This window comes from Streptomyces flavotricini (genome assembly GCF_020639365.1).
In the GTDB taxonomy this organism is placed as follows: domain Bacteria; phylum Actinomycetota; class Actinomycetes; order Streptomycetales; family Streptomycetaceae; genus Streptomyces; species Streptomyces flavotricini.
Map to the genome: position 1 here is coordinate 8561959 of NZ_JAINUL010000001.1, position 22509 is coordinate 8584467.

The following is a 22509-nucleotide window of genomic DNA, read 5'->3' on the forward strand; positions in this document are numbered from 1 at the left end:
AACAACCGACACTCTGTGAGAGCGCTCTCAAGCGTTCGCTCCCCACACCAGGAGGTCTCGTGAAACACACCCGCCCCTTACGCGCCGCCGTTGCGGCGGTACTCCTGACCCTCGGCCTGAACGCCGCACACGTCGGCGTGGCGAGCGCCGTCCCGCTCCCGGAGCCCGCCCCAGCGCCGTCCGCCTCTGTCGGGCTGCTCGACGCGATGCGCCGGGACCTCGGACTCACCGCTTCCCAGGCCGAGGAGCGGCTGAGCGCGGAAAAGGCCGCCGCGGCCGTGGAGAAGACCGCACGGCAGGCCGCGGGCGGTGCGTACGGCGGTTCGTGGTACGAGCCGTCCACCGGCCGGCTCGTCGTCGCGGTGACCGACCGCGCGCAGGAGTCCGAGGTGCGGGCCCTGGGCGCCGACACCCGCCTCGTCCGGCACAGCGCCGCCGCGCTGGACCGCGCCAAAGCGCGCCTGGACACGCTGCGCGCCCCCGCCGGGGTGGCCGGCTGGCACGTCGACCCGCCGACCAACAGCGTCGTCGTCACGGTCGTACGTACCGAGCGGGAAGCCCCCGCCGTACGGGCGTTCGTCGACCGGGCCCGGGCAGGCGGCCCCGTCACCGTCGTCGAGACGGCGCAGGCTCCCCGTACGTACGCCGCGGGCACCGTCGGCGGTGACCCGTACTACACCGGCAACGTCCGCTGTTCGATCGGCTTCTCCGTGTACGGCGGCTTCGTGACGGCTGGGCACTGCGGGCAGGCGGGGGCCGCCGTGCGCGGCTGGGACGGTTCCGCGATGGGCACCTTCCAGGGATCCTCGTTCCCCGGCAACGACTACGCGTACGTCGGCATCCACAGCGGCTGGTGGACCGTACCGGTGGTGCTCGGCTGGGGCACCATCCCGGACCAGCTGGTACGCGGCTCCGCCGAGGCACCCGTGGGCGCCTCGATCTGCCGGTCGGGGTCCACGACGCACTGGCACTGCGGCACCGTCCTCGCCAAGAACGAGACCGTCAACTACAGCCAGGGTGCCGTCTACCAGATGACGAAGACCAGCGTCTGCGCCGAGGGAGGCGACTCCGGCGGCTCGTTCCTCAGCGGGGACCAAGCCCAGGGGGTCACGTCCGGCGGCTGGGGCAACTGCTCGTCCGGCGGCCAGACGTGGTTCCAGCCGATCAATGAGATCCTCGGCCGCTACGGCCTGACGCTGCACACCGCCTGACGCTGCACCTCACCTGGCGCCTGGCGCCGCTTGACCCTGCACACGCCTGAGGTCGGCGCGGCGCGAGGTGCCCGGCTTCCCGTACGGGTCCGGCGGCGTTGCTCGTGGAAGGTGTCCGGCGCCGCGGAACCAACCGTCGGCCGGGGCCGGGTTCGTGGCCGGAGCAGGCGTACGTACGCCTGCGCGGAGTGCCCGCGGCGGTGCGGTCCGGCCGACGATCACGTCAGGCTCCGATTCACAGCCCCTCTGCATCAAGCCAGCCTTAAGAGAGCGTTAAGCCGAAGACCACAAGATAGAACCGCAGTTCAGAGGAGTGCGAGGAGTGACGTCTGACGTTGCCATGGCGGTTACCTCTCCGTGATACTCACTGCCTCGGGTGACATCGCGTCACGTTTGAGAGCGCTCTCGTATCCCTCGTGCCACTCTTCACGGCTCGCCCGGCCTGGCCCTCTTCTTCCCCCACCCAGACAAGGAGCCATGCCCATGGCTGCTGCTCATCGCGCGCGTCGCCGCCCCCTCGGGGGAGTGGTGCTCCTCGTGACCACCGCGCTGGTCGCGGCGATGTTCATGTCCTTGACCCGTTCGGTCGCCCCGCACGCCGGTGCTGCCGTCGTAGGGCAGACCTGGTCCGACGAGTTCGACGGCGCGGCCGGCCGCGCTCCTGACGCCGCCAAGTGGACATTGGAGACCGGTGGTTCGGGCTTCGGCAACCACGAGTTGCAGTACTACACCAGCAGCACCTCGAACGCCGCGCTCGACGGCCAGGCCCACCTTGTCATCACCGCGCGGAAGAGCAGCGACGCCGGCCTCGGCTGCTGGTACGGGCAGTGCCAGTACACCTTGGCACGGATGAACACCGCCAAAACCTTCACCCGGGCGTACGTCCGCTTCGAGGCCCGCGTCAAAATCCCGCGCGGCCGCGCCCTCGCCGACGACTTCCACGTGTTCGCCGTCGACTGGAGCCCGAACTCCCTTGCCTGGTCGGTGGACGGCACCACGTACAAGACGCTCACGCCGGCCGGCACCGGCGGCAACAAGTGGGTCTTCGACCACCCGTTCTTCGTCATCCTCAACCTGGCGGTCGGTGGGGACTGGCCCGGCAGCCCGGACGCCTCCACGTCCTTCCCGCAGACGATGACCGTCGACCATGTCCGCGCCCTCCTCCGCCGGAGCGTCCGGGCCCTCGGCAAGTGCCTGGACGTCGCGGGGCGGCTCCACAGCCGACGGCGCCGCCGTCCAGCTCTACACCTGCAACGGAACCAACGCCCAGAAATGGACGTACACCGCCGCCCGTGACCTCATCAACACCGGTGCGGGCACGTGCCTGGATGCCACGGGCAACTCCTCCGCCGACGGCACCCGGATGCAGACCTGGTTCTGCACCGGCGCCGCCAACCAGAAGTGGACGGTCGGCTGACCCACCAGCCCCGCCGCCCTCCCATGACCCCCGTCCCTGCGTCCGACCGCTCCCCCGCCCGACCTCACGAGAACGGACCCCCACCGTGACGGCTCGCCACCAGCGAACCATGCCCCGTAGGAAACTCCTCGCCGCGACAGCGGGCCTGGCCCTGGCCGTGCCCGCCGCCGCTGTCTGGCTCGAGATGAGCGCCAACGCGTCCACCACCCCCACGCTCCCCCTGGACCTGGTGAACACCACCGGCAACAACACGGTGTACGCCTATGTGCTCGGACGTGACCCCGCGGCCGGCGGCACCTGGGCCTTCATCCAGGCCAACGGCTCCGGCCTGTACCACCCGCCGGCCCCGGCCAACGATCAGACCCCGCTCGGGGTCGACTGCGCCATCCCGCTCAACGCGTCCGGCGCCGGGGCGCGGAGGGTGACGCTGCCGCGCCTGGACAGCGGCCGCATCTACTTCTCCGTGGGCACGAAGCTCACCTTCCTGGTGAACCGCGGCGGCGGTCTGGCCCTGCCGTCGGTGAGCAACCCCACCGACCCCAACGCGAACGTCCCTCACGACTTCTGCGAATTCACCTTCAACAGCGATCAGTTGTACGCCAATATCACGTTCGTCGACATGGTCTCGCTGCCGATCGCCTTCCAACTGGAGACCGGACAAGGCACCCAGACGGTGCGCGGGCTACCCGCCGACGGACTGTCCCGGGTCGCCGCCGCGCTGCGGGCCCAGTCAGCCGCCGACGGCAGCGACTGGAGCCGGCTGATCGTCACCGCGGGTGGCCGCGACCTGCGCGTACTCAGCCCCAACCTGGCGATCCGCGGCAACAGTGGCTTGTTCCGGGGCTACTTCGACGGCTACGTGGACGAGGTGTGGAACAAGTACCGCTCCACCGACCTGCGCATCGACACCCAGTTCACCTGGGGAACCGTCACCGGCCGGGTGAACGGCGACGTCCTCGCCTTCCCCGGAGTCGGCAGCTTCGCCAAGCCATCCACCCTTTCGATCTTCTCCTGCAGCGACGCGCCCTTTACCACGGGCAACGACCTGATGGGCAATCTCAGCGCACGGCTCGCCGCCGCCTTCAACCGCACCACCCTGCTGGACAACCCCTACCAGCCGACCGCCGAGAACCCCGCCGCCTTCTACACCTGGCCGCGCACCAACCACTACGCCCGCATCCTGCACAACACCACTCCCGACCATCTCGGGTACGCCTTCCCGTACGACGACGTGCACCCGGCCGGAGTCGACTTCGAGGGCAAGGTGCAGTCCGGCAGCCCCGGCCGCTGGACCATCACGGTCGGTGGTGTGGCCGGCGGCGGCACCCCGACCCCCACACCGACCGCCACCACCCCGGGCGGCGGGGTCAGCGCCTTCACCACCATCCAGGCCGAGGCGTTCAACGCCCAGTCCGGAGCACAGGTCGAGGCCTGCTCCGACGCTGGCGGCGGATCCGACGTCGGCCATTTGTCCAACGGCGACTGGCTCAAGTTCTCGGCCGTCGCCTTCGGCGCCACCGGCGCTACCCGCTTCGACGCCCGCGTCGCTTCGGGGGCCGCCGGCGGAGTCAGCGGCCTGGTGCAGGTCCGCCTCGACAGCCCCACGGCCACCCCGGTCGGCGGCTTCGCCGTCGCCAACACCGGCGGCTGGCAGGTATGGCGCACCGTCCCCGCGGACATCGGCCGCACCACCGGAACCCATGACGTCTATCTGACCTTCGACAGCGGCCAGTCAGCCGACTTCGTCAACGTCAACTGGTTCTCCTTCGCCTGACGAGCTCGTGCACGGTCCTCGGTCCATGGAAAACGGCCTGCGAGCGCCACCGGCGCTGGTCCGCTGACGGCTGGCAACGGTTGCCGTCAGCGGGGCCAGGTCGGGGCCGACGCGGCAGGGGGGATCCACTGGGCCATCTCGGTGAACTCACCGTCGTGCGCGCGCACCAGCACGCGGCCGGCGCCGCACCGCGCCGCCGTCAGCCCCGCCACCTCAAAGGGCTGGGCTTCGCCCGGCCGGATCGGTGGGGCGGGGCCCGGTCGTCAGCGCGCTACTTGCCTCCCTTGCGCAGCGCGCTCCCCCTGTGCTCTGCGTACCGGCCCGTCTTGTGGCTTTCCACCTTGTACTGGGGCCGGGTGCGCATGGAGCGACGCCCCCTTCGCCGCGGTCCGCTGCGGCGGCAGACCACCCCGACCGACGCCGCAGAATCACGCTCGCCCTTCGTAGCGCCACCCTGCGCAGAACGGCACGGCAGCGATACGAGGACCAGCGGCTCCCCACCGGCATGTGGGTCACGACGCGCGGGTCCGCCCGCCCGGCCGGGGGCGTCCGGCTCAGGGAGGGCGAGGACAGCGTGGTCGGGTCGACTACGGAGAGTTCGGCGATCCGGTGCGCCGGTACACCCGCGGCGAGGGCCCGGCGCAGCAGTTCGTCACGGTTTTCCTCGCTGCCCCGGAACGGGAGCATTTCCTCTTCGATGCCCGCGACCCGGTCAGTGGCCGTGGCGCGGCGGACGCGTTCCAGCTCCTCCTCGCTGAGCGGACCGGGAGCCGTTCGGCCTCCTTCGCAACAGGCCCGGTCTGCTCCGGGGGAATGACGCGGACCACCGAGGATTGACGGCCGGTCCCGCAAGACCGCCCGCTCCCTGGGATGGGAGCCCCTGCCCGTCGCCCAAGCTCCCGAGACCGCCGGCTGACCGCCCGGTGCCCGGTCCACCATGGACCGGGCACCGGCCCTCCACCTCCACGGCCAGCGCCGCGGGTCGTCCTCGGCAGTCAGGGGCCGGCCACCGACTCGAAGGCGCAAGATGACCCACCAGAGAGCACCCGTCGAGCCGGCACACTCGGGCCCGGGCGGCGGGGCTGCAGATCTCCAAGGTGCCGGCGAAGGACCCCGTTAGACGAGCCGGACTGGTCCGCCCCAGAACGGGCTGGCACTGGGGTTCGCGCGCAGCGGCGAGCCCGACAGCCCGACAGGCCGAAGCCGAGGTTTCCGTAGAAGTGAGAAGCGCGGTTCGCCAAGAGGGGTAGGGGCACGCCACCGGGGCCTGCCTGGGAAGGCACGAACCGCAGCATGAGCAGGGAAGGTCCTGTCCGCTCCTGCCTACAGGAGTCAGTCGCCGATGGCGTGGCCTCAGCGGTAGCCGTCAGGTGCGGCCTTGATGCCCTAGATCGGCCGTGCGGCCACTGTCAGGCCGGCGAAATCAGTACCAGAGTTGGTTGCTCTGGTGGTTGCAGCTGGCCAGCACGGCCAGGGCGCCGTTGCCACCGCCGGAGATGGTGAGGCACTTGTTCCAGTCGGCTCCGTTCCTCAACTGGGCCGAGCCGCCGGAAGAGTCGATGTACCACTTCTGGTCTGCATTGCCGTTGCAGCCCCACTGGATCGCCACGCCGGTGGATGCCCAGATGCCGAGGCACTTGCCGTTCCCGTTCTTGAGCTGGTAGTAGCCGCTTCCGACACCGGTGTAGTCCCAGTTCTGGTCGGCGTTGCCGTTGCAGTCCCACTGGATGGCGTCCTGGCCGTTGTCGCTGACGTTCCCGTAAATGCCCAGGCATTTGCCCGAGGCCACGTTGTGCTGCTGACCGCTGGTTATTGCCGAGGCGGAAGGGGCGGTGATCAGCACGGTACCCGCCGCGAGCAGGAGGCCTGCGGAGACGGCGGCAATACGGGACAGAGTCCTCGTCACTGTAGTGAACCCTTCATTCTGTGGAGACAAGACGCCGGCCCGTGAGGGGCGCCGTCTCGTGGTCGTCGCTTGTGGGTGGCAAAGGTTTTTGATGCCTGAATTCGCCTGAGGGCGTTCCCACGAGACCGGCCCGGCGGGTGGGACACGTCCTCGGTCAGGGGGAGGACGCCTGGGTCTTCCATGACGACTGCCCGACAACTGGCCAAATGCGCCCACTGCGTGCACCGGACAGTTCTTACCCGTTCACCGTACGAAGCGAGGTGCCCGGGTAGTTGTGCACTGCGTGCAGGATCAGTTGATTCTGAGCGCACCACCCTCCACACACCACCGCAGTCGGCGCAGCGGGTGGGCGGAGCGGGCCAGGCCGGTGCGGGTACCGGCCGTTGTGTGCGTGGCAGAGGACGGGTGAACGCGTCGCCGCTCTCGCGGCCACGCGTTCACGCATCGCCTGGCTCCACCGGTTCACTTGCCTGCGGATCCGGTACGAGACACGCACCGACCTCCACCGGCCACCGACAACTCACCTGCCGCTGCTTCTAAGGGCGGATGACGCGGAGGTAGGCCACCTCGTAGGACATCGCCGATACGTCCCGGTCTGGGGCCGGGTGGTAGCGGCCGGCGCAGACCGAGAGGTTGACGATGAGGTACGCGCGCCAGCGGCGACCCACCCCGCGCCGGTCGGCGAACACCTGCTTGCCGTTGACCCACCACACCACCGAGCGTGATCCGAACTCCACCTTGAGGTCCACCCAGCGGCCGGGGCCGATCGCCGGGTCGCGGTGGTAGTGAGAGCTGCCCTTCACGTGGTTGGACAACTCGAGGAGGTCGGGGTTGTCCGGGTGGTACTCGAAGACGTCGATCTCGTTGCCGCCGTCCAACCAGGTCCAGATCGCGGGCCAGGCGCCGAGTGCGGAGGGCAGGCGGACTCGGGACTCCAGAACGTCCCCGGTCCGCACCATGAACCCTTCGCTGCTGCCCTCCGTGGTCAACAGCCCCGTGTTCCACTTGCCGTCGGGGCGGCGGGTGGCCCGGAAGGTTCCGGTGCGGCTGAAGGACGGGTCAGACACGAGGTAGTCGAGCTTGTTGTCGCCGGGATTGGTGGGTCCACCGTTCGGATAGGCCCAGGAACGTCCCGCGACCCACTGGGGAGTCGAGCCGAAGTCCGCCGTGAAGACCGGGACCGGGGCGCTCGCCTGGGCGTCGCCGACACGTGCGGGTGCGGATCCTGGGGCGGGAGTTGAGGCGGGAGTCGAGGCGGGGGTTGAGGTGGGGCGTCCGAGGAGCCGTCGGATCCGGTCGAGAACTTGGGAGAGCACATCGCTCCTTCCGGAGAACGCGAGCCCTTGCAGCATGCCCGCCTTCACAGAAGCACATACCGGTCCACCGGTTTATATTCAGGCCGCCGCAGGGCGGAACCTGGTCACCGGTCATATGTGCGAGGAGGCCTGCTCTTGCCGTGTGCGCGTGCGGTTCCCCACGGCCGGTGTCACCGATTACCACAACCCTCGCCAGCACGCGGTGTCACTGGCGTACGTCGTGCCCGTGGCGGGTGACTGCCGTCCCCGGCGGGACGCCTTGAGCCTGGTCTGGTTCAGCCCGCAGGGGGTGCCGCAGGAGGTTGTCTCACCAGCCGTGCAGAGTGAGATGCCGGGCGGCCACGCGGTGTTGCCGAGGCAGGCCCTCGCGCACGTCGGGCACGTCCACTGACACGACGGCGCCACCCGTCGCGCAATCCGGCGGACGTCTTCCCGCCGAGCAGACGGCCCGAGAGGACGCCTCCGGCGGACCGCCGCTGGGAGCCTCGAACGACAGCCGGCCCCTTTCAAGGTCGGTGAAGGACGTGGGGCCGGGGCAGGGGCGTTCGAGGCCGGCCTGAGAGGTGCGTTCGTCCGGACGCGTGCGCGAGACCAGTACACGGGCACGCGCAGAACGGGGTGCGGTGGCGGTCTCGATCGCCTCGACGAGCAGTCGGCGGCGCGTGGCGCGTTGTACGGATTCGCTGCGCCCGGAGCGGGCCGAGCCGCTCCCGGCCACCTCACCGAGGCCCCTACCCTGCGCGGCATCCTCAGCCCGGTCCCGTTCACGCTGGTCCGAGGGAACCAAAAAGCCCCCGTGGCGATCTATACCTGCGAGATCTGTTCGATACGCGTTCGAGATCCGTCAGTCTGCACCGGAGTACGAGTGAAACACCGTTCCGCCACGCTCTGCGCGGCCCTCGTCGTGTCCGCGGTCGCCGCGCTGTCCGGCTGCTCCAGCGAGGGAGATCCGGTTTCCTTCGCACCGAAGCAGTCGGCAAAGCCGGAGGTGAGCAAAGCCAGCGATGTCCTGATGCCGACTCACCCGCGTGAGTGGACGACGCAGCGGGAGCTGCCGGACGGGACCCGGGTGGTGCGCACCGACCTGGCAGGGCCGAAGTCCGGCTTCACCGGCCGGGTGTGGGCCTGGGTTCCGAAGCAGTACGGCAAGCCCGAGTACAAGGACAGTGCCTTCCCGGTGCTGATGGCGCTGCCAGGCGCCGTGGGATACCCGACGAACTATTTCTTCTCCAAGGAGTTCCGCCTCCAGGAACGGATCGGGGAAGCCGCCGACAAGGGCGAGAGCCTGCCCTTCATCGTGGTCATGCCGGTGCTGAACGCGAACAAGGACACCTACTACGACGGCAGCGACATACCGGGGCAGCCCAAGATGGGCACCTGGATCTCGGACGACGTCCCGGATCTGGTGCGGGAGAACTTCCGTACCTACGCCGACCCGAAGGGCTGGGGCTTCTTCGGTTCGTCCTCCGGCGGTTACGTGGGCATGAAGATGGTTCTCCAGTACCCCGAACGGTTCAGTGTGGCGATCGCGGGCGGCCCGGACGCGGCGCCCGATTCGCCGCTGTGGAACGGCCATCCGAAGGAGAAGCAGGAGAACAGTCCGGCTTGGCTGGCCGAACAGTTGATCAATAAGAGCGGCCCCACCCCGAGCAGCAGCCCCACGAGCGGCCTCAAGGGCACTCCCAAGAGCAGCTCAGCAAGCAGCCCCGCGATCGGGGCCACGGGCAGCCCCAAGAGTGGCTCCAAGGTCGCGATCTCCTTCCTCATGGGTACCAAGGAGCCGAAGCAGGAGGTCGCAGCGCTGGAGAAGCTCCGCAAGGAGATCACCAAGGGGCCGATAGAGACCCGTGTGACATCCTTCGAGGGCGGTCACGACGGGTACAAGTACACGGACACCCTGTTCAACGGTGACCTGAAGTGGATGAGCGACCGGATGCGCGGTCCAGTGGCCGCCAAGTGAGCGTTGCCCAGGGCCCATGCTCCTGGACTCCGTGAACGCCGCCTCGGGAGCCGAACAAGATCATTCCTCCACCTGCATCTCGCCCTGGCAGCCGAACCCCTCGCCGTGCTCTTCGGCGGCAGCCGCACAGCCATGCACCGCACACTCCTGAAGATCAGGAAACTGCTCAAGGCACACGACGTCGCCATCTCGCCCGCCGCTACTCCGCCTGCCGCCCTCACGGTCCTCCACGCCCAGATTCTCGCTCGGAGCAGCGAGACCAGCAGCAAGATCAAGACAACGTGTTAATAATCGGCAAGCCCTACTGATCTTTTCGTAAGTTCGGTGGGTGTGGTGGGTGGATGGTGAGTCCGGTGTGGGTGAGGAAGGACCATGGCAGTTGTGGGTTGTGGTTGATGCGGTGGATGCCGTGTTCGGTGGCGTCGGCTACGTCTGCGAGGTGGTCGCCGGCGAGGTTGGCGAGTTCGCGTTTCTTGAGTGAGGACCACAGCAGTTCGGCTGTCCCAGCAGCCCCCGGCGTGGACACGGCCCGGCAGCCGGCCCGCCCCAATGCCGCGCTCGATCAGCCACGCGGGCGGCTCGGCCGGCGGGCGGCGCCGCGCGGCGAGGGCCTCACGCTCTTCCGCCGTGTTCAGCGCCCGCTCGGCGCGCACGAGCTCGCCGCGCAGGTAGGTCACGACAGTGCGCAGGCGCGGCAGGTCAGGCGGGAGTTCCGACACCGCTCCGCCTCCGTACTGCGCCTGCCGTGCGGCCTTGCCCGTTGCGCAGAGCGAGTTCTCTGGGGCTGATCGTGTGGTGTGAGCGTGTCACGAGAGGTTCACACAGCTCAGCGTCGGTTCCGCTCACGGTAGCGGGTGCAACAGATGAGGTGCATCCCCGAATCGGGCGACAACCATCTGCGCCGCCGGGATGCGCTTCCTGAGACCACCCATGGTCAGCTGTGTGCCAGTTCGCGGCGGATCTAATACGTCGTCTCATTTGGCGGATTGGGTAGCCTGTCGGTCGTGGTGGGGATTGTTGAGCGGCTGGTGCCGGATGAGTTGTGGGTGTTGTTCCAGCGGGTGGTGCCGGAGGCGCCGTCGCGGCCTCAGGGTGGCGGCCGGCGTCGGCATGGGGACCGGGAGGTGCTCGCCGCGATCGTGTTCGTCGCCACCTCGGGCTGTACCTGGCAGCAGCTGCCTGCGGCATCGTTCGGACCGTCGGGGGCGACAGCCCACAGGCGGTTCACTGAGTGGACGAAGGCGCGGGTGTGGGCGAAGCTCCACCGCCTGGTCCTCGACGAGCTCGGTGCCCGCGGCGCGCTGGACTGGTCTCGCTGTGCGATCGACTCAGTGAACATGCGGGCCCTGAAAAGGGGGACCTGACGGGTCCGAATCCTGTCGACAGGGGCAAGTACGGATCGAAGATCCATTTGATCACCGAACGGACCGGTCTGCCCCTGTCCGTCGGAATCTCGGGGGCGAACCTTCACGACAGCCGGGCCCTCGAACCCCTCGTCCGCGGCATCCCACCCATCCGTTCACGTCGCGGACGCCGCCGGCGCAAGCCCGCCAAGCTCCATGCAGACAAGGGCTACGACTACGCCCACCTGCGGAAATGGTTACGTCAGCGCGGCATCACACACCGCATCGCCCGCAAGGGCATTGAGTCCTCCCAGCGGCTCGGACGTCACCGCTGGACTATCGAACGCACCATGGCCTGGCTCGCCGGCTGTCGCCGACTCCACCGCCGCTACGAACGCAAGGCCGAGCACTTCCTCGGCTTCACCAGCATCGCCTGCACCCTCATCTGCTATCGCAGACTCGCCAAATGAGATGACGTCTAAGGCGGGACCGGAGCGATCGCCTTCAACGCCCGTCCTGCTCGTTCCGGCCGCCTGGTGGCCTGGGGCCGCGCTCGGCCTGATCCTGCTGGCGGCCACTGTCCAGCCCGACCTGGTCGGTGAACTTGACGGCTTCCAGCCCATCCCGGATTCCGAGCCGCCGTGCTGTGACCCGTAGGCAGGCCGAGCACCCTGCGGTTCTCCGCAGCGTCAGCCAGACAGAGCAGTGATATGACGTACTGTCAGAACGTTTACACAGGGTCCGGGGTTGCGTCCAATTTTCGAGTCTGGAACTGTCACTTGAGTAACTCACCCCCCTCACAGCGGACTTCGGAGCGCAACGCCCCCGGGCCTCGCTGCCCGGCGCCTTGCCCTGGTGCGGCGATAAGGGCGAAATGCCTCCTTTCGTGTGCTCTCTGCTCGCGGCTACGGCCCACGGAGGGCGCCAGCCGCTTCGCCAGGACAAACTGGGAGACCAGGCAACAGTGAAACGCACGCGCACCCTCGCCCTGACCGCAGCACTGCTCGCTTCATCCGCCCCGCTCGGCCTCGCCACCATGGGAGCCGGTACTGCGCACGCCGCAGCCCGCACGTACTTCGTCAGCCCGAGCGGCAACGACAGCAACTCGGGCGCGTCCACCCGAGATCCCTTCCGGACCCTCCAGAAGGCCGCAGACATCGTCGAGCCGGGCGATACCGTCTCGATCATGAACGGCACGTACTCCGAGCGTTCTGCCGGGTCGAACGTGCTGACCATCAAGCGCTCCGGCCTCCCCGGAGCCCCCATTACCTTCACCGCTCATCCTGGCCACCATCCGGTGATCCACCCGGTGAAGGCGTGGAACGGCATCAGCGTCCACGGCGCCTCCTACATCTCCATCAAGAACCTCGAGGTCAAGGGCAACAACGGAGCCCTCACACTGGCCGGAGCTGAACGAGAATCGAAGAAGGGTGACCCCACCTACAACACCAACTGCATCTCCGTGGAACAGGACCGGTCCACGGGTGCGCTGTCGCACCACGTCGAGGTGACCGACAACGAGGTGCACGGTTGCGCCGGCGGCGGCATATCAGCCATCGACTCCGACCACGTCACCATCTCCGGCAACCACGTGTTCGGGACCTCCTGGTACGCGGTGTACGCAACCAGCGGCATCTCCGTTCTCACCCCGCGCGACGTGGGGGGCGGCGACGCCGGGACGTACAAGATCCGCATCACCGGCAATCGCGTCCACGACAACGAGACCAAGATCAAATGGGAGAAGTGCGGCTGCTACTCCGACGGCAACGGCATCATCATCGACACCCTCAAGGGCGATGCCGATCACCCCGCCTACAGCGGACGCGTACTGGTCGCCAACAACCTCTCCTACGACAACGGCGGCTCCGGCATCCACTCCTACAAGAGCCAGCACGTCGACATCGTCCACAACACGGCCTTCGCAAACGGGCGCAGCACCCGCATGGAGAGCTACGCCAACATCTTCGCGCACGACAGTACCGACGTGCGGCTGCTCAACAACATCGCGTACGGCCGGCCGGGGCAAGCGACGAACAGCAAGTCCCGCAATGTGGACGTCACCTACGACTACAACATCTACTTCGGCGGCAAGGCCCCCGAGGCCCAGGGCCCGAACGATGTCATCGCCGATCCGAAGTTCGCCAAGACGGGTACCGGAGCTGACGCGGACTTCCGGCTGAGCGAGGGCTCACCCGCCGCCGGCTCGGGTACACCGTTCGCCGCCGTCACCACCGACTTCACCGGAGCCCGCCGGGCCGTTGGCACGCCCGACCGGGGCGCCTACGGCTTCGGCGCCAAGAGCAGCGGCGTCCCGGGAAATGCCTCCGCCGCCTCCTCCCCCGGCCGGCAGGGGGACGCCTCCGCCGGGAGCGGCCAGTCCGCCGGAAGTGACCCCGCCGCCTCACGGGGCGTGCAAGCCGCCGACGGCACCGATGGCGGCTCCGGGCTGAAGCCGCACAGCGGAAGCGGTCCGCTCGCAGAGACAGGCGGCTCCAACCCGGCGCTCCCGCTCGGCATCGCGGCGGTGGTCCTCGCCCTCGGTGGAGGCCTCCTCTTTGCGGCGCGGCGCAAGCGCTCCTGATCCCTGCGGATCACTTGGGGCGCCAAGACGTGGTGCCGGCCCCGCCCCCTCTCCAAGGGTCGGCACCACCGCGCGTCCGCCGGGCAGGCACTCACGAGCCCGGTTCGACGAACGGACTTCGGCCCCTGGCAGACTGCCACTATGGCGGCGGCAAGGCACCGGATCGAAGCGGCGACACTCACAGGTGGGTCGGTACCCGACCCCCCGCGCGTTGCCTGGCGCAAACAGATGAGGCTGCGCGTATTGGACGCCGCTCGCGACCTCACGTGCGAAGCCGGCTGGGACCAGGTCAGCCTCTTGGCCGTCGCTGCCCGCGCCGAAGTGTCGCGCCCGTCGGTGTACAAGGAGTTCGGCAACCGCGCCGGCCTGGGCCGTGCGCTGGTAGTCCGTGAAACCCAGCAGTTTCTGGCGGGTGTGGCCGATGCCCTCTATCCCGGCGTGCCCGATTCCCATGCCTGCCTCCGGGTGGCCATCCTGTATGTACTTCAGGAGGCCGACAATCAGCCCCTCATAAGGGCCGTCATCACAGCCGCCCGAAAGGGCTCCGACAGCCTCCTGCCCTATCTCACCGCCCGATCGGACCCGATCTTCGATGCCGGTCAAACCCTCGTCCAGGGCTGGCTGGCCACGCGATACCCACAACAGCACACAGATTCTCTGCAGATGGCCGCGGACGTCATCGTCCGCATGACCATCAGCCATCTCATCCTGCCGGCCGACGAGCAAGACCTCACCGCACAAAGACTGGCGACTGCAGCCCTGAAACTACTGCAGTAGGTCGACCTTCTACGGGAGCGGCGGGGTGTTGCCCCGAAGACAGTTCGGCACCAGGCAGTCCGCCAGACCGATCACCGGATGTACTCGCGGGGAAAGGGTGATCACCCGACGCTCCCAACACCAGCCCAGCATCTCCAGGAACTTCGAATCGAGGGCGCTGACGATCTAAACAACGTGAGCATCACCCGCCGGTGCCTCGATCGCCAGCCGCACGGGCACTCGGCCGTCACCGGATCTCCTCCTGCCCGGCGAACATCGCCACCAGTTCGGCATCGGCTGCTCGGTCCACCTCGGCGACCGGCTCCCGCAGGCGTTGCACCGGCCGCGGCCGATAGAACAGGTCTCCGTCTTCGTCCGTTGCCTCCGTGAGCAGATCCCGGCCGTCGGCGAGCTCATAGATCTGCCCCAGCACCCCACGCGGGACCTCACCAGCGGAAACCGCCTGCGACAGCAGCCCCCGCACGGCGACCAGCACCCGGTTGCTCCGCCGCTCACCCGGCACGGCGCCGCCCCCGGACCGGACAGCCACCGCGACCTTGCCCGGGCGCTGGCGTGTACTTCAGCCAGAAGCCAGATCCCGGCCTGCCTCGGGCCACTGCCGACCCGTAGACCTGCACTGCACCACTCAGGTACAGAGCGACCCCCGCCGACGTATGACTTCGTCGTCAGCTCGGCCCGGTCCCGCCCGAACCGAAGGTTCCGCATCCAGCGATCGGCTGCACAGCTCGGCTCCCCGCCGACGCGGGGGTGGTCCGACGGGCAGCATCGCGTACGGCGCCCTGAAAATGTGGTCCCCGCCGACGCGATCGCCGCTCCATCTAGTGCTGTGACCGGGAAGGTTTGCCGGGTTGTTCCTGGTGCTGGTTGGACATGAGTTCTCCAAGCAGCGTGGGGAGGCGTGATGGCGAAACCGCGCGCCCGCCGGTGGCGCCGGGCCGCGGCCGCGGGTGCGTTCGCGCGGCTCGACGGAGCGCCGGCGAGGTGTCCGGACATCCTCTGGCGGCATTCCGGTTCTTGGTCGGGTGCGGGGTGTGCGGAGCGTCAGGCCGGTCGGCCGGCGGGGTGCACGGAGCGTCAGGGCCGCTTCGGCGGCCGGGGGATGCGCAAGTGACGGACAGTGAGCGTTCGGCGCTGTGTGCCTGTGAACATCTCTGATGTGAGCGCGGTCACATCGGTGGTTCGGGGTGGTTCGATTCGAACAGTGCGAGACTCTTCCTTTCATGGTGTGACGCACGTCACATCAGGCTGACTGCACACAACCGGGGCTAAGCGGCTTCTAGTAAGCAAGGACGGTTGGTCTCTCTGCGCGAGACCTACCGCTTGGGAGCAGGGTCCCTTACGCGGGGTACCCTGCTCTGAATCAGGCTCCAGCCCGGATGTATTTGCCGAGTTGGAAGACAGTCCGGAGCATCCCCGCTCTCGCCAAAGATCTCGGGATACCGGATTGCTGCATGCAGGATGGCAAGTCCGGCACCACGCACGTGGTGTCGGACTTTGTCATGCCCGAAATCAGACACTCCATTGTGGCGGTCGGGGGTCCCCGGCGGCTTAGAAGGTGTTCCTGTCTCCCGTTTCCCGTCGATGGAGGTGGCCTCGGTGCGTTGCTGCGCATGGTGGTCCTCCCTTCCTGCGGTGGTGGGGATCGGCGGGGCCGGTGGGGTCCGGCGGCGGGGTGTCTTCTACGCGGTCCACTCCAGGGCCTGGTCCACCACCTCCGTGGGAACCGCCTCGTTCGGGGCCGCGGTCGGGGGGAGGGATTCGGCGGGCGTGTACGTCTTGCGCTCGTACTCGGTACGCGCGGTCTTCAGCAGCTTGCGCCAGGACGTCACGGTGGGCCGGCGCCGGAGCAGGGCGCGGCGTTCGCGTTCCGTCATGCCGCCCCAGACGCCGAACTCGACTCTGTTGTCGAGGGCGTCGGCCAGGCACTCGGTGCGTACCGGGCATCCGGTGCACACTGCCTTGGCCCTGTTCTGGGCGGCTCCCTGGACGAAGAGCTCGTCGGGGTCGGCCGTGACGCAGGCGCCGTGTGGCGACCAGTCGTCAATCCAGCCCGATGACGGCGCCACGGAGTCGCGGACGGCGTCGTCCTCAAGTCGGGCGCGCCCTTCAGCGGGGTCGTAGTCGGCGTATTCCCTGCGAAGGCCGGCGCGGGCGGCCTGGACCATGTCGTCGATGTTCACCTGCGCCCTCCCTGCTCCGCACGCTGCGGCTGGTAGTTCGCGAGCTGCTCCTGCAGATCGCGGCGTCCCTCGCTCAGGTGCGATGAGACGGCTGACGGGCTGATGCCGAGGTACTGGGATATCTGCTGGCGGGAGAGTTCGAGGAGCAGGCTCAGGCGCAGGCAGTCGGCCTGACGGGGCGGCAGGCGGGTCAGGGCCCGCTCGATGTCCGTCCGGCAGATCACCTCCTCGATACTGCCGGCCACGCTTCGCGGGTGCTGCACCTCGTCGGTCAGCGCCTGCGTGCGCGGCCTTCGGTCGGTGCGCCTGAAGTGGTCGGCGATGGTGTCTTTGAGGACCTTGAAGGCGAAGGCCTGCGGCTTGTTCGCCTTCAGGAACGACTGGCCCGCCTGGTAGAGGGTGAGGAACGTCTTGCTGACGACGTCCTCGGCGTCTTCGTGGTCCATGCCCTTGATGCGCGCGTACTGGAGAAAGTCGAGCCGGTGGGCGTCGTGGAACGCCGATAACTCCCTCGGCAGGATCCAGGGATCGAGGTCCGCCAGCGGCGTGATGGGCTGCGGCTTGACCTCCATCACCGCGGGCCCCCAAGGGCACTCCGCGCAGGAGACGGCTGCTCCGTTCGCGCACCCCGTACGGGCGCACGGGAAGTCGGACGTGAGGGTCACCACGAGGCCCTTCCTGCTCGGTGCTGCCCGCCACCCTCATGCCGCACTTTCCAGCCCCCTGTCCGATGGATACCGCCCGCTCTGACTGCCGCCTTCACCAGTAATGCCGTCGCCGGGCCCGGATCCGTCCAGCCGGATACAAGATTCTTTTCGTCTCCGTCCGTACCTGGGCACGGGTGCGCCCTCTTGGTTCTGGTTCATACGGTTATGGCCCGGTGCCTCGGCTGCCGTGGGCGACTTCGTGTGTCTCGCCCTTCCGTCATGGAGAGACCGGGCGACACGGCACGTCGCTCACCGAGGCGTATTCGGAACGTCTCGGTGGTGACGGTGTCGACCGGACGGGCCCTGCAGTGCCCTCTGCTGCGCAGCCGGCCACGGCTGCCGCTGCCCCACGCGTTGAACTTCCCGGCCGGCCCCCGTCCAGCCCCTTCCCCCTCCGGCCGGTCGGGCCTTCTCATATTCGGATTCTTTTGCGGATTTGAACTCGAATACGAAGAATTCCGCAGAACGGTTGTTACTTGGGCAAGTAGTCCGGTTGGGTGAGGCGGGCGGTGAGTGCGCCCGGTGGTGCGCCGGAGCGCATGATTCCGTTATGTGGTTGGTGGTGCGGGTGGGTGTAACGGTCAGTGAATGTCGGGGTCATGGCTGACCGCTATGTGTGTAGTGCGCAGGTGAGTGTGACGGGAATGTCCTGCTCTGGTAACCGGCCCCGGCGGGGGCTGCGGCCGGTCGTGTGGCGGGTCGAGAGTGGGGCCTCGGCTCATCCGGGCCGACACCAACAAGTGCCTCACCGGCCTGTTTCGGCCGGTGGGGCGCTGTTCTTGAGGGAGCGTCACCCATGTCGTCTGTTTCTTCCTCCGTCCGTCGTATCGCCGCCACCGTCCTGGCCGCAGGTGCCGTGGTCGGCGCGGCCGCGCTGCCGGCCGCCGCGCAGGACGGTCACCATCAGCAGCGTCCGCGGGTGGAGATCAGCCGGGTCCAGGCCGACAGCCCCGGACGCGACGACCACTCCAACCGCTCCCTGAACAGCGAGTGGGTCGAGATCACCAACACGACCCGCGACGGCATCAACCTCCGCGGCTGGACCCTGCGCGACAGCGACGGCAACCGGTACCGCTTCGACAACGTCCGCCTGGCCGGCCGCGCCACGATCCGGATCCACACCGGATCCGGCCGCGACACCCGCACCGACCTGTTCCAGAACAGCCGCGACTACATCTGGGACAACCGCGCCGACACCGCCACGCTGCGCGATGACCGCGGCCGCACGGTCGACACGGAGTCGTGGGGTCGGCGCCACCACTGACCTGTGGGGCGGGTTGCCGGGGGCCGTCTGGACGGAGGGCGGCCGCCGGGCCCGGCTTGCGCGGGGTGGGAATCGCTGATTGGCGGGCGTGTGCGGGCCGTCACCCTGACCGGGTGGCGGCCCGCACGGCCGTATACCGGCAGGTTCCGGCTCGGGAGCTGACCGCACTGGCAGGTGCCGGCCCGGGGTCTACCCGCAGGGATTTGCGAGGAAGGGTGCGGTGGTGAGGGGCCGGGAGCGCCGCGGTGGGGTCGGGTTTGCGTGGTGTGGGCGAGGTTGTCTGCGGGTGGGGGCGTAGTTCAGATGAAGTGTGCGGGCAGGAGAGCGGCGAGGAGAGCGGCTTTCGGCAGCATTCCCGCCCTGCGGCGTTGGGGAGGCATGGGGTCCTGCGGGCCTGCTGCGGGGAGCGTGGCGGGTGTGTGCGGGGGAGGTTCGTCCTGTGCCCAGGGGTCCGGGCCGGCAGCCCTCTCCAGATAGGGCGGCTCCTCGCAGGCCCATGAGGCGTGCTCCTTCGGCACCGCATCTTCCTGCGCTGACCGTCACCCGTCGCTACCTCCGATTACGAGACAGACCCCTTCATCTGGCGGAACTCCATGTACGGGGGGTCCTCGACGCCTACGCCATCGGGCACGAGCGACTCGCGAAGACGTCGTCAATCGGGCGCTCTCAGGGCGCGATCACTTGCCCTTCCGCCGGCGGCTCAGTCGGGCGAGTGATGATCGCGCCGCGACCGTGTGGGGGTGATCGGCACCCAAGGCATGTGTGAGCCCCTCGACCACGCCCTGCATGAGGTCCCGGGCTTCCTGACGTTGGCCGAGCTTGGCGTAGGTGGAGGCGAGGTTGTTGCGTGCGAAAAGTGTGTCCGAGTGGTTGGGGCCTTGAACACGTTCGCGATCGGCCGCGATCCGTTTCTCGAGCGCGAGGGCGTCCTGGAAGCGGTTCAGGTCCTTGTAGGTGGAGGCGAGGTTGTTGCCCGCGGTGAGGGTGTGGGGGTGGTCCGGTCCGAGCAGGCGGTACAGGTCGGCGACGAGTTGCTCCCATAGCTGGAGCGCGTCCCGGTGACGACCCAGCCTGCCGTAGGTGATGGCGAGGTTGTTCCGGGTGGCATGCGTGTCGGGGTGGTCGGGGCCGAGCTGTCGTTCCCGACCGGCGAGGACTTGCTCTTCGAGGGCGAGGGCCTCACGGGGTCGGCTGAGATGGCCATAGGTAGTGGCCAGATGGCCTCGTGCCCTCAAGGTGACGGGATGGTCAGGGCCGTGTACGCGCTCGCAGTCAGCAAGAACCGCCGTTTCGACCGGGAGCGCGTCACGGTGTCGGCCGCAGGCGGTGTAGGCGATGCCGAGGTTGATGCGGGCGCGCAGAGTGTCGGGGTGGTCGGGGCCGTGTGTGCGTTCTTGCTCGGCATGTACCTGCTTCGCGAGGACAAGTGCCTCGTGGTTACGGCCGAGGTGCATGTACACGGTGGAGAGATTGGCGCGGGCGTCCAGCGTCAGGGGGTGATTGGGGCCGAGAAGACGTCCACGGTCGGCGAGGACCTGTTCCTTCAGAGGGAGCGCGTCCCCGTGGCGGCCGAGATCGCTGTAGGCGGAGGCGAGAGAGGCTCGTGCGGACAGTGTTTCGGGGTGGTCGGGGCCATTGATCCGTTCGTGGTCGGCGAGGACCTGTTCCTCCAGGGCGAGCGCGTCGTGGTAGCGGCCGAGACCGCCATAGCTGTGCGCGAGGTTGTGGCGCACAGTGAGGGTGGAGGGATGGTCGGAACCGTTGACGCGTTCATGGTCGGCGAGGATCTGCTCCTGTAGCTGGACTGCGTCGTGGTAACGCCCCAAGGCGTTGTAGGTGACTACGACGTTGTTGCGGGCGTTGAGGATGGAGGGGTGGTCCGGATCGCACAGGCGCTCGTAGTCGGCGAGCAGCCGCTCCTGGATGGCGAGTGCCTCGCGATGGCGCCCGAGGTGCATGTACGTGGTGCCGAGAGCGGAACGGGCAGTGAGTGTACCGAGGTGATCGGGGCCGAAGACGGACGCGGCCTTGGCGGACGTGTGCTGCCAGTAGGCATGGGCAGCGTGGTTGAGACCGGCGTCGATCAGGCTTCGGCCCGCCCGGTACAGCACGTTCACTGAGTTTTCGTTCTCCCACAACAGACCTTGGCTGTGCTGGTGGAGCGACTCGGTGTTGGTGCGCAGGATCGCGGCGAGTTCCGGCTGTGTCTGGTCGGGGTCAGGCCAGATCGCGATGAGGGCGGACGCGATGGCGACAGTGGCCTGGGACAGCACGTCGGGGCGGGTCGTTTCCCTTACGGCCCGAGCGGTGAGGGCGTGAATCCGGACCTGCTGGAGGGGGGTGCGGCTGTCGTGGGTGATCAGACTGTACCGGTGCAGCACCCTCAAGGCAGACCGCGCTTGGTCCTCTGTCACCGGCGTACGAGGGGGCGCCGCGCGCTGCCACCAGCGCTTGGGCGGAGAAGACTTGGTGTCGCTCTGCCGGCCTACGTGGCTCAGCAAATCGGTGGTGGTCCACAGATCGCCGGGCTGTCCGGCGGGGTCCAACAGCGCCACGACACGCAGCAAGGGCTCGGCCAGGCCGTTCGGCTCGGCCGCTCTGGCGGCGGCGAGGGACAGAAGCAGAGCAGCGCCGACCTCGCGTCCGTAGTGCTCGGTATCGGCCCACCTGGGCAGTACCTGTTCCAGACGCCGGCTGCAGTCGGCGAGCCGCTGAAGGTACTCGGTGGCCGTCACATCCTCGTTGATCATGTAGGCGGCGGCGTGTCCGAGTGCCAGGGGCAGTCTGCCCAGGGCCTCTCCCACCGCGGCGGCCCTGTCCTCCAGCAGGTGGTCGGACGCTTCCGTCGTGAGGCGGGCACGGAGGTAGGCGATGGCTTCGCTTGCCGTGTAGAGATCGACGTCGATACGCGTGCGTCCGCCCCCGGTCAGACGGGGATCCTGCAGACGGCTGGTGGCGATGACTCGGCCGGACGGTCCGGATGGCCACCAAGGACCGACGGCATCCGGGTCGGTGACGTCGTCGAGGACGATCATCCAGCTTCTGGTCGTGGTTGCGGCCCAGGCTACGAAGGCCCGCGCGTCGGCTTCCATCTCATTGCCGTCCGCCCCGGGCGCCCCGATCAGGCGGGCGGCGTGGGCGTAGAGGGTGATGACCTGCAGCACGTCCTCGGCAGGAGCCCACAGCACCAGATCCGTACCGTCCGCCACCGCTTCGTGGGCGCATGCGGCGGCCAGTTGCGACTTGCCCACTCCGCCGCCACCGGAGAGCACGTGCCCCGACGCCACGGTCGCCGCCGGGCTGCGGGCTGCGTCGAGGGCGGTACGCAAATGGGCGCGCGGCTGGAAGGCGCTGGCCAACAGAGGCACGGAGCCCACCCGCAGTGGCCAGGTGACCCCGGCCTGCCGCGGAAGGTGGTAGTGATGCTCCTGCGTGCCTCCGACGACTATGTCGCCTTCCACGACGACCTCGTTGCCATCACCGGTGACGGCCAGCCCCACATCCCCGTCGGCCGACACCGCGCGCTCGCCGAGCCCGGACCTGGCTGTGTGCGGTGTGTCGCTTCTGCCGTGCTTGCCCTTCCCGGCCCGCGATCCGCTCATTGTTGCCTGGTTCCGTCACCTGTGATCGCCTCGCCGATGCTCCCGCCCGCGCTGACCCCCCGTTCACCGGGCACGGCCGTGTCGTTCGCGCCGGGTCCTTGCCCTGCCGGACCGGAGGCGACATGGGGTGCGGGGTCGGTGACACGGACGTTGTCACCCGTGACCGCCCTGCCGATGTTCCCTCCCGCCTGTACGGACCTGCTGCCGGCGACGGCCGGATCGCTCGCGGGGCGGGTGAGCGCGAACACGGAGACAGCCAGGCCCAGCACTCCGACGGCGGCCCCCACCACGCTGGCGATCCTGTCGCCGCTCTCCAGGTCCACCAGCGCGACGACGAGCAGCAATCCCACCACCACGACCGCGGCGACGGCGGCGACGGCCACCCACACCCCGCTCGCCGGTTGACTTCCTGTGGCCATGGCCCTCAACCCCCTGAGCGATCAACTCTCTCCGTACAGCGCATGCCTTCGC

The 22509-nt window shown here is 68.6% G+C and carries 17 protein-coding genes and 3 pseudogenes; 12 read left to right on the forward strand and 8 right to left on the reverse strand.

The window, feature by feature from the left end; translation table 11 throughout:
* Positions 1-59 precede the first annotated feature (59 nt).
* The 4 genes and pseudogenes from K7B10_RS39395 to K7B10_RS39410 form a co-directional block, all read left to right on the forward strand.
* Positions 60-1211 (forward strand): S1 family peptidase, encoded by a 1152-nt coding sequence (locus K7B10_RS39395; protein ID WP_229344473.1) that lies wholly within the window; start codon positions 60-62, stop codon positions 1209-1211.
* Between the two features lie 483 nt (positions 1212-1694).
* Positions 1695-2628 (forward strand): annotated as a pseudogene (locus K7B10_RS39400) (ricin-type beta-trefoil lectin domain protein).
* Between the two features lie 109 nt (positions 2629-2737).
* Entirely contained in the window at positions 2738-4402 is a 1665-nt protein-coding gene (locus K7B10_RS39405; protein WP_229344476.1) for a glycoside hydrolase family 64 protein, read from the forward strand.
* A gap of 20 nt (positions 4403-4422) precedes the next feature.
* Positions 4423-4587: pseudogene (locus tag K7B10_RS39410) on the forward strand (IS5/IS1182 family transposase); the annotation flags it as partial.
* Between the two features lie 28 nt (positions 4588-4615).
* On the opposite strand, the gene K7B10_RS39415 reads toward K7B10_RS39410, so the two are convergent.
* From K7B10_RS39415 to K7B10_RS39425, 3 genes are all read right to left on the reverse strand, one after another.
* Positions 4616-5341 (reverse strand): DUF6003 family protein, encoded by a 726-nt coding sequence (locus tag K7B10_RS39415; RefSeq protein ID WP_229344477.1) that lies wholly within the window; start codon positions 5339-5341, stop codon positions 4616-4618.
* Between the two features lie 484 nt (positions 5342-5825).
* Positions 5826-6308, reverse strand: a complete 483-nt coding sequence (locus K7B10_RS39420) for an RICIN domain-containing protein (RefSeq protein ID WP_229344479.1) — start codon at positions 6306-6308, stop codon at positions 5826-5828.
* Positions 6309-6844: 536 nt separating this feature from the next.
* Entirely contained in the window at positions 6845-7624 is a 780-nt protein-coding gene (locus K7B10_RS39425; RefSeq protein ID WP_229344482.1) for a glycoside hydrolase family 16 protein, read from the reverse strand.
* 115 nt (positions 7625-7739) lie between these two features.
* Here K7B10_RS39425 and K7B10_RS39430 point away from each other — a divergent pair, with 115 nt between their 5' ends.
* The 7 genes and pseudogenes from K7B10_RS39430 (at position 7740) to K7B10_RS39455 (ending at position 14285) form a co-directional block, all read left to right on the forward strand.
* Complete coding sequence (locus K7B10_RS39430) at positions 7740-8015, forward strand: DUF4916 domain-containing protein (RefSeq protein WP_267502776.1); 276 nt, start codon at positions 7740-7742, stop codon at positions 8013-8015.
* A 474-nt stretch (positions 8016-8489) separates the two neighbouring features.
* Positions 8490-9584: an alpha/beta hydrolase gene (locus K7B10_RS39435; RefSeq protein WP_229344485.1), complete on the forward strand. Its 1095-nt coding sequence runs from the start codon at positions 8490-8492 to the stop codon at positions 9582-9584.
* Between the two features lie 66 nt (positions 9585-9650).
* Positions 9651-9872, forward strand: a pseudogene (locus K7B10_RS39440) (ISAzo13 family transposase); the annotation flags it as partial.
* 67 nt (positions 9873-9939) lie between these two features.
* Entirely contained in the window at positions 9940-10065 is a 126-nt protein-coding gene (locus K7B10_RS41115) for a hypothetical protein (RefSeq protein WP_267501566.1), read from the forward strand.
* A gap of 532 nt (positions 10066-10597) precedes the next feature.
* Positions 10598-11397 (forward strand): IS5 family transposase gene (locus tag K7B10_RS39445; protein ID WP_229345748.1). Its coding sequence is split into 2 segments (ribosomal slippage): positions 10598-10937 and positions 10937-11397, totalling 801 coding nucleotides; the frame shifts between segments, so codons are not numbered across the junction.
* 494 nt (positions 11398-11891) lie between these two features.
* A complete protein-coding gene (locus tag K7B10_RS39450) occupies positions 11892-13508 on the forward strand; it encodes a right-handed parallel beta-helix repeat-containing protein (RefSeq protein WP_229344488.1) in 1617 nt (538 codons plus the stop codon).
* A 228-nt stretch (positions 13509-13736) separates the two neighbouring features.
* A complete protein-coding gene (locus K7B10_RS39455; protein ID WP_229344490.1) occupies positions 13737-14285 on the forward strand; it encodes a TetR/AcrR family transcriptional regulator in 549 nt (182 codons plus the stop codon).
* 226 nt (positions 14286-14511) lie between these two features.
* Here the strand turns inward: K7B10_RS39455 and K7B10_RS39460 are convergent, their stop codons facing one another.
* The 3 genes from K7B10_RS39460 to K7B10_RS39470 all read right to left on the reverse strand — a co-directional run bounded on the left by K7B10_RS39460 (position 14512) and on the right by K7B10_RS39470 (position 17133).
* On the reverse strand, positions 14512-14760 hold the full coding sequence (locus K7B10_RS39460) for a hypothetical protein (protein WP_229344493.1): 249 nt from the start codon (positions 14758-14760) through the stop codon (positions 14512-14514).
* A gap of 1204 nt (positions 14761-15964) precedes the next feature.
* The gene (locus K7B10_RS39465) at positions 15965-16351 is read right to left on the reverse strand and encodes a WhiB family transcriptional regulator (protein WP_372481586.1); all 387 of its coding nucleotides are present in this window, start codon (positions 16349-16351) and stop codon (positions 15965-15967) included.
* 110 nt (positions 16352-16461) lie between these two features.
* The gene (locus tag K7B10_RS39470) at positions 16462-17133 is read right to left on the reverse strand and encodes a sigma-70 family RNA polymerase sigma factor (protein ID WP_229344496.1); all 672 of its coding nucleotides are present in this window, start codon (positions 17131-17133) and stop codon (positions 16462-16464) included.
* An 835-nt stretch (positions 17134-17968) separates the two neighbouring features.
* Here K7B10_RS39470 and K7B10_RS39475 point away from each other — a divergent pair.
* On the forward strand, positions 17969-18436 hold the full coding sequence (locus tag K7B10_RS39475) for a lamin tail domain-containing protein (protein WP_229344499.1): 468 nt from the start codon (positions 17969-17971) through the stop codon (positions 18434-18436).
* 677 nt (positions 18437-19113) lie between these two features.
* Here the strand turns inward: K7B10_RS39475 and fxsT are convergent.
* On the reverse strand, positions 19114-22038 hold the full coding sequence (gene fxsT / locus K7B10_RS39480) for an FxSxx-COOH system tetratricopeptide repeat protein (RefSeq protein WP_229344502.1): 2925 nt from the start codon (positions 22036-22038) through the stop codon (positions 19114-19116).
* On the reverse strand, positions 22035-22457 hold the full coding sequence (locus K7B10_RS39485) for a hypothetical protein (protein WP_229344505.1): 423 nt from the start codon (positions 22455-22457) through the stop codon (positions 22035-22037). The genes fxsT and K7B10_RS39485 overlap by 4 nt, the downstream gene beginning before the upstream one ends.
* Positions 22458-22509 lie beyond the last annotated feature (52 nt).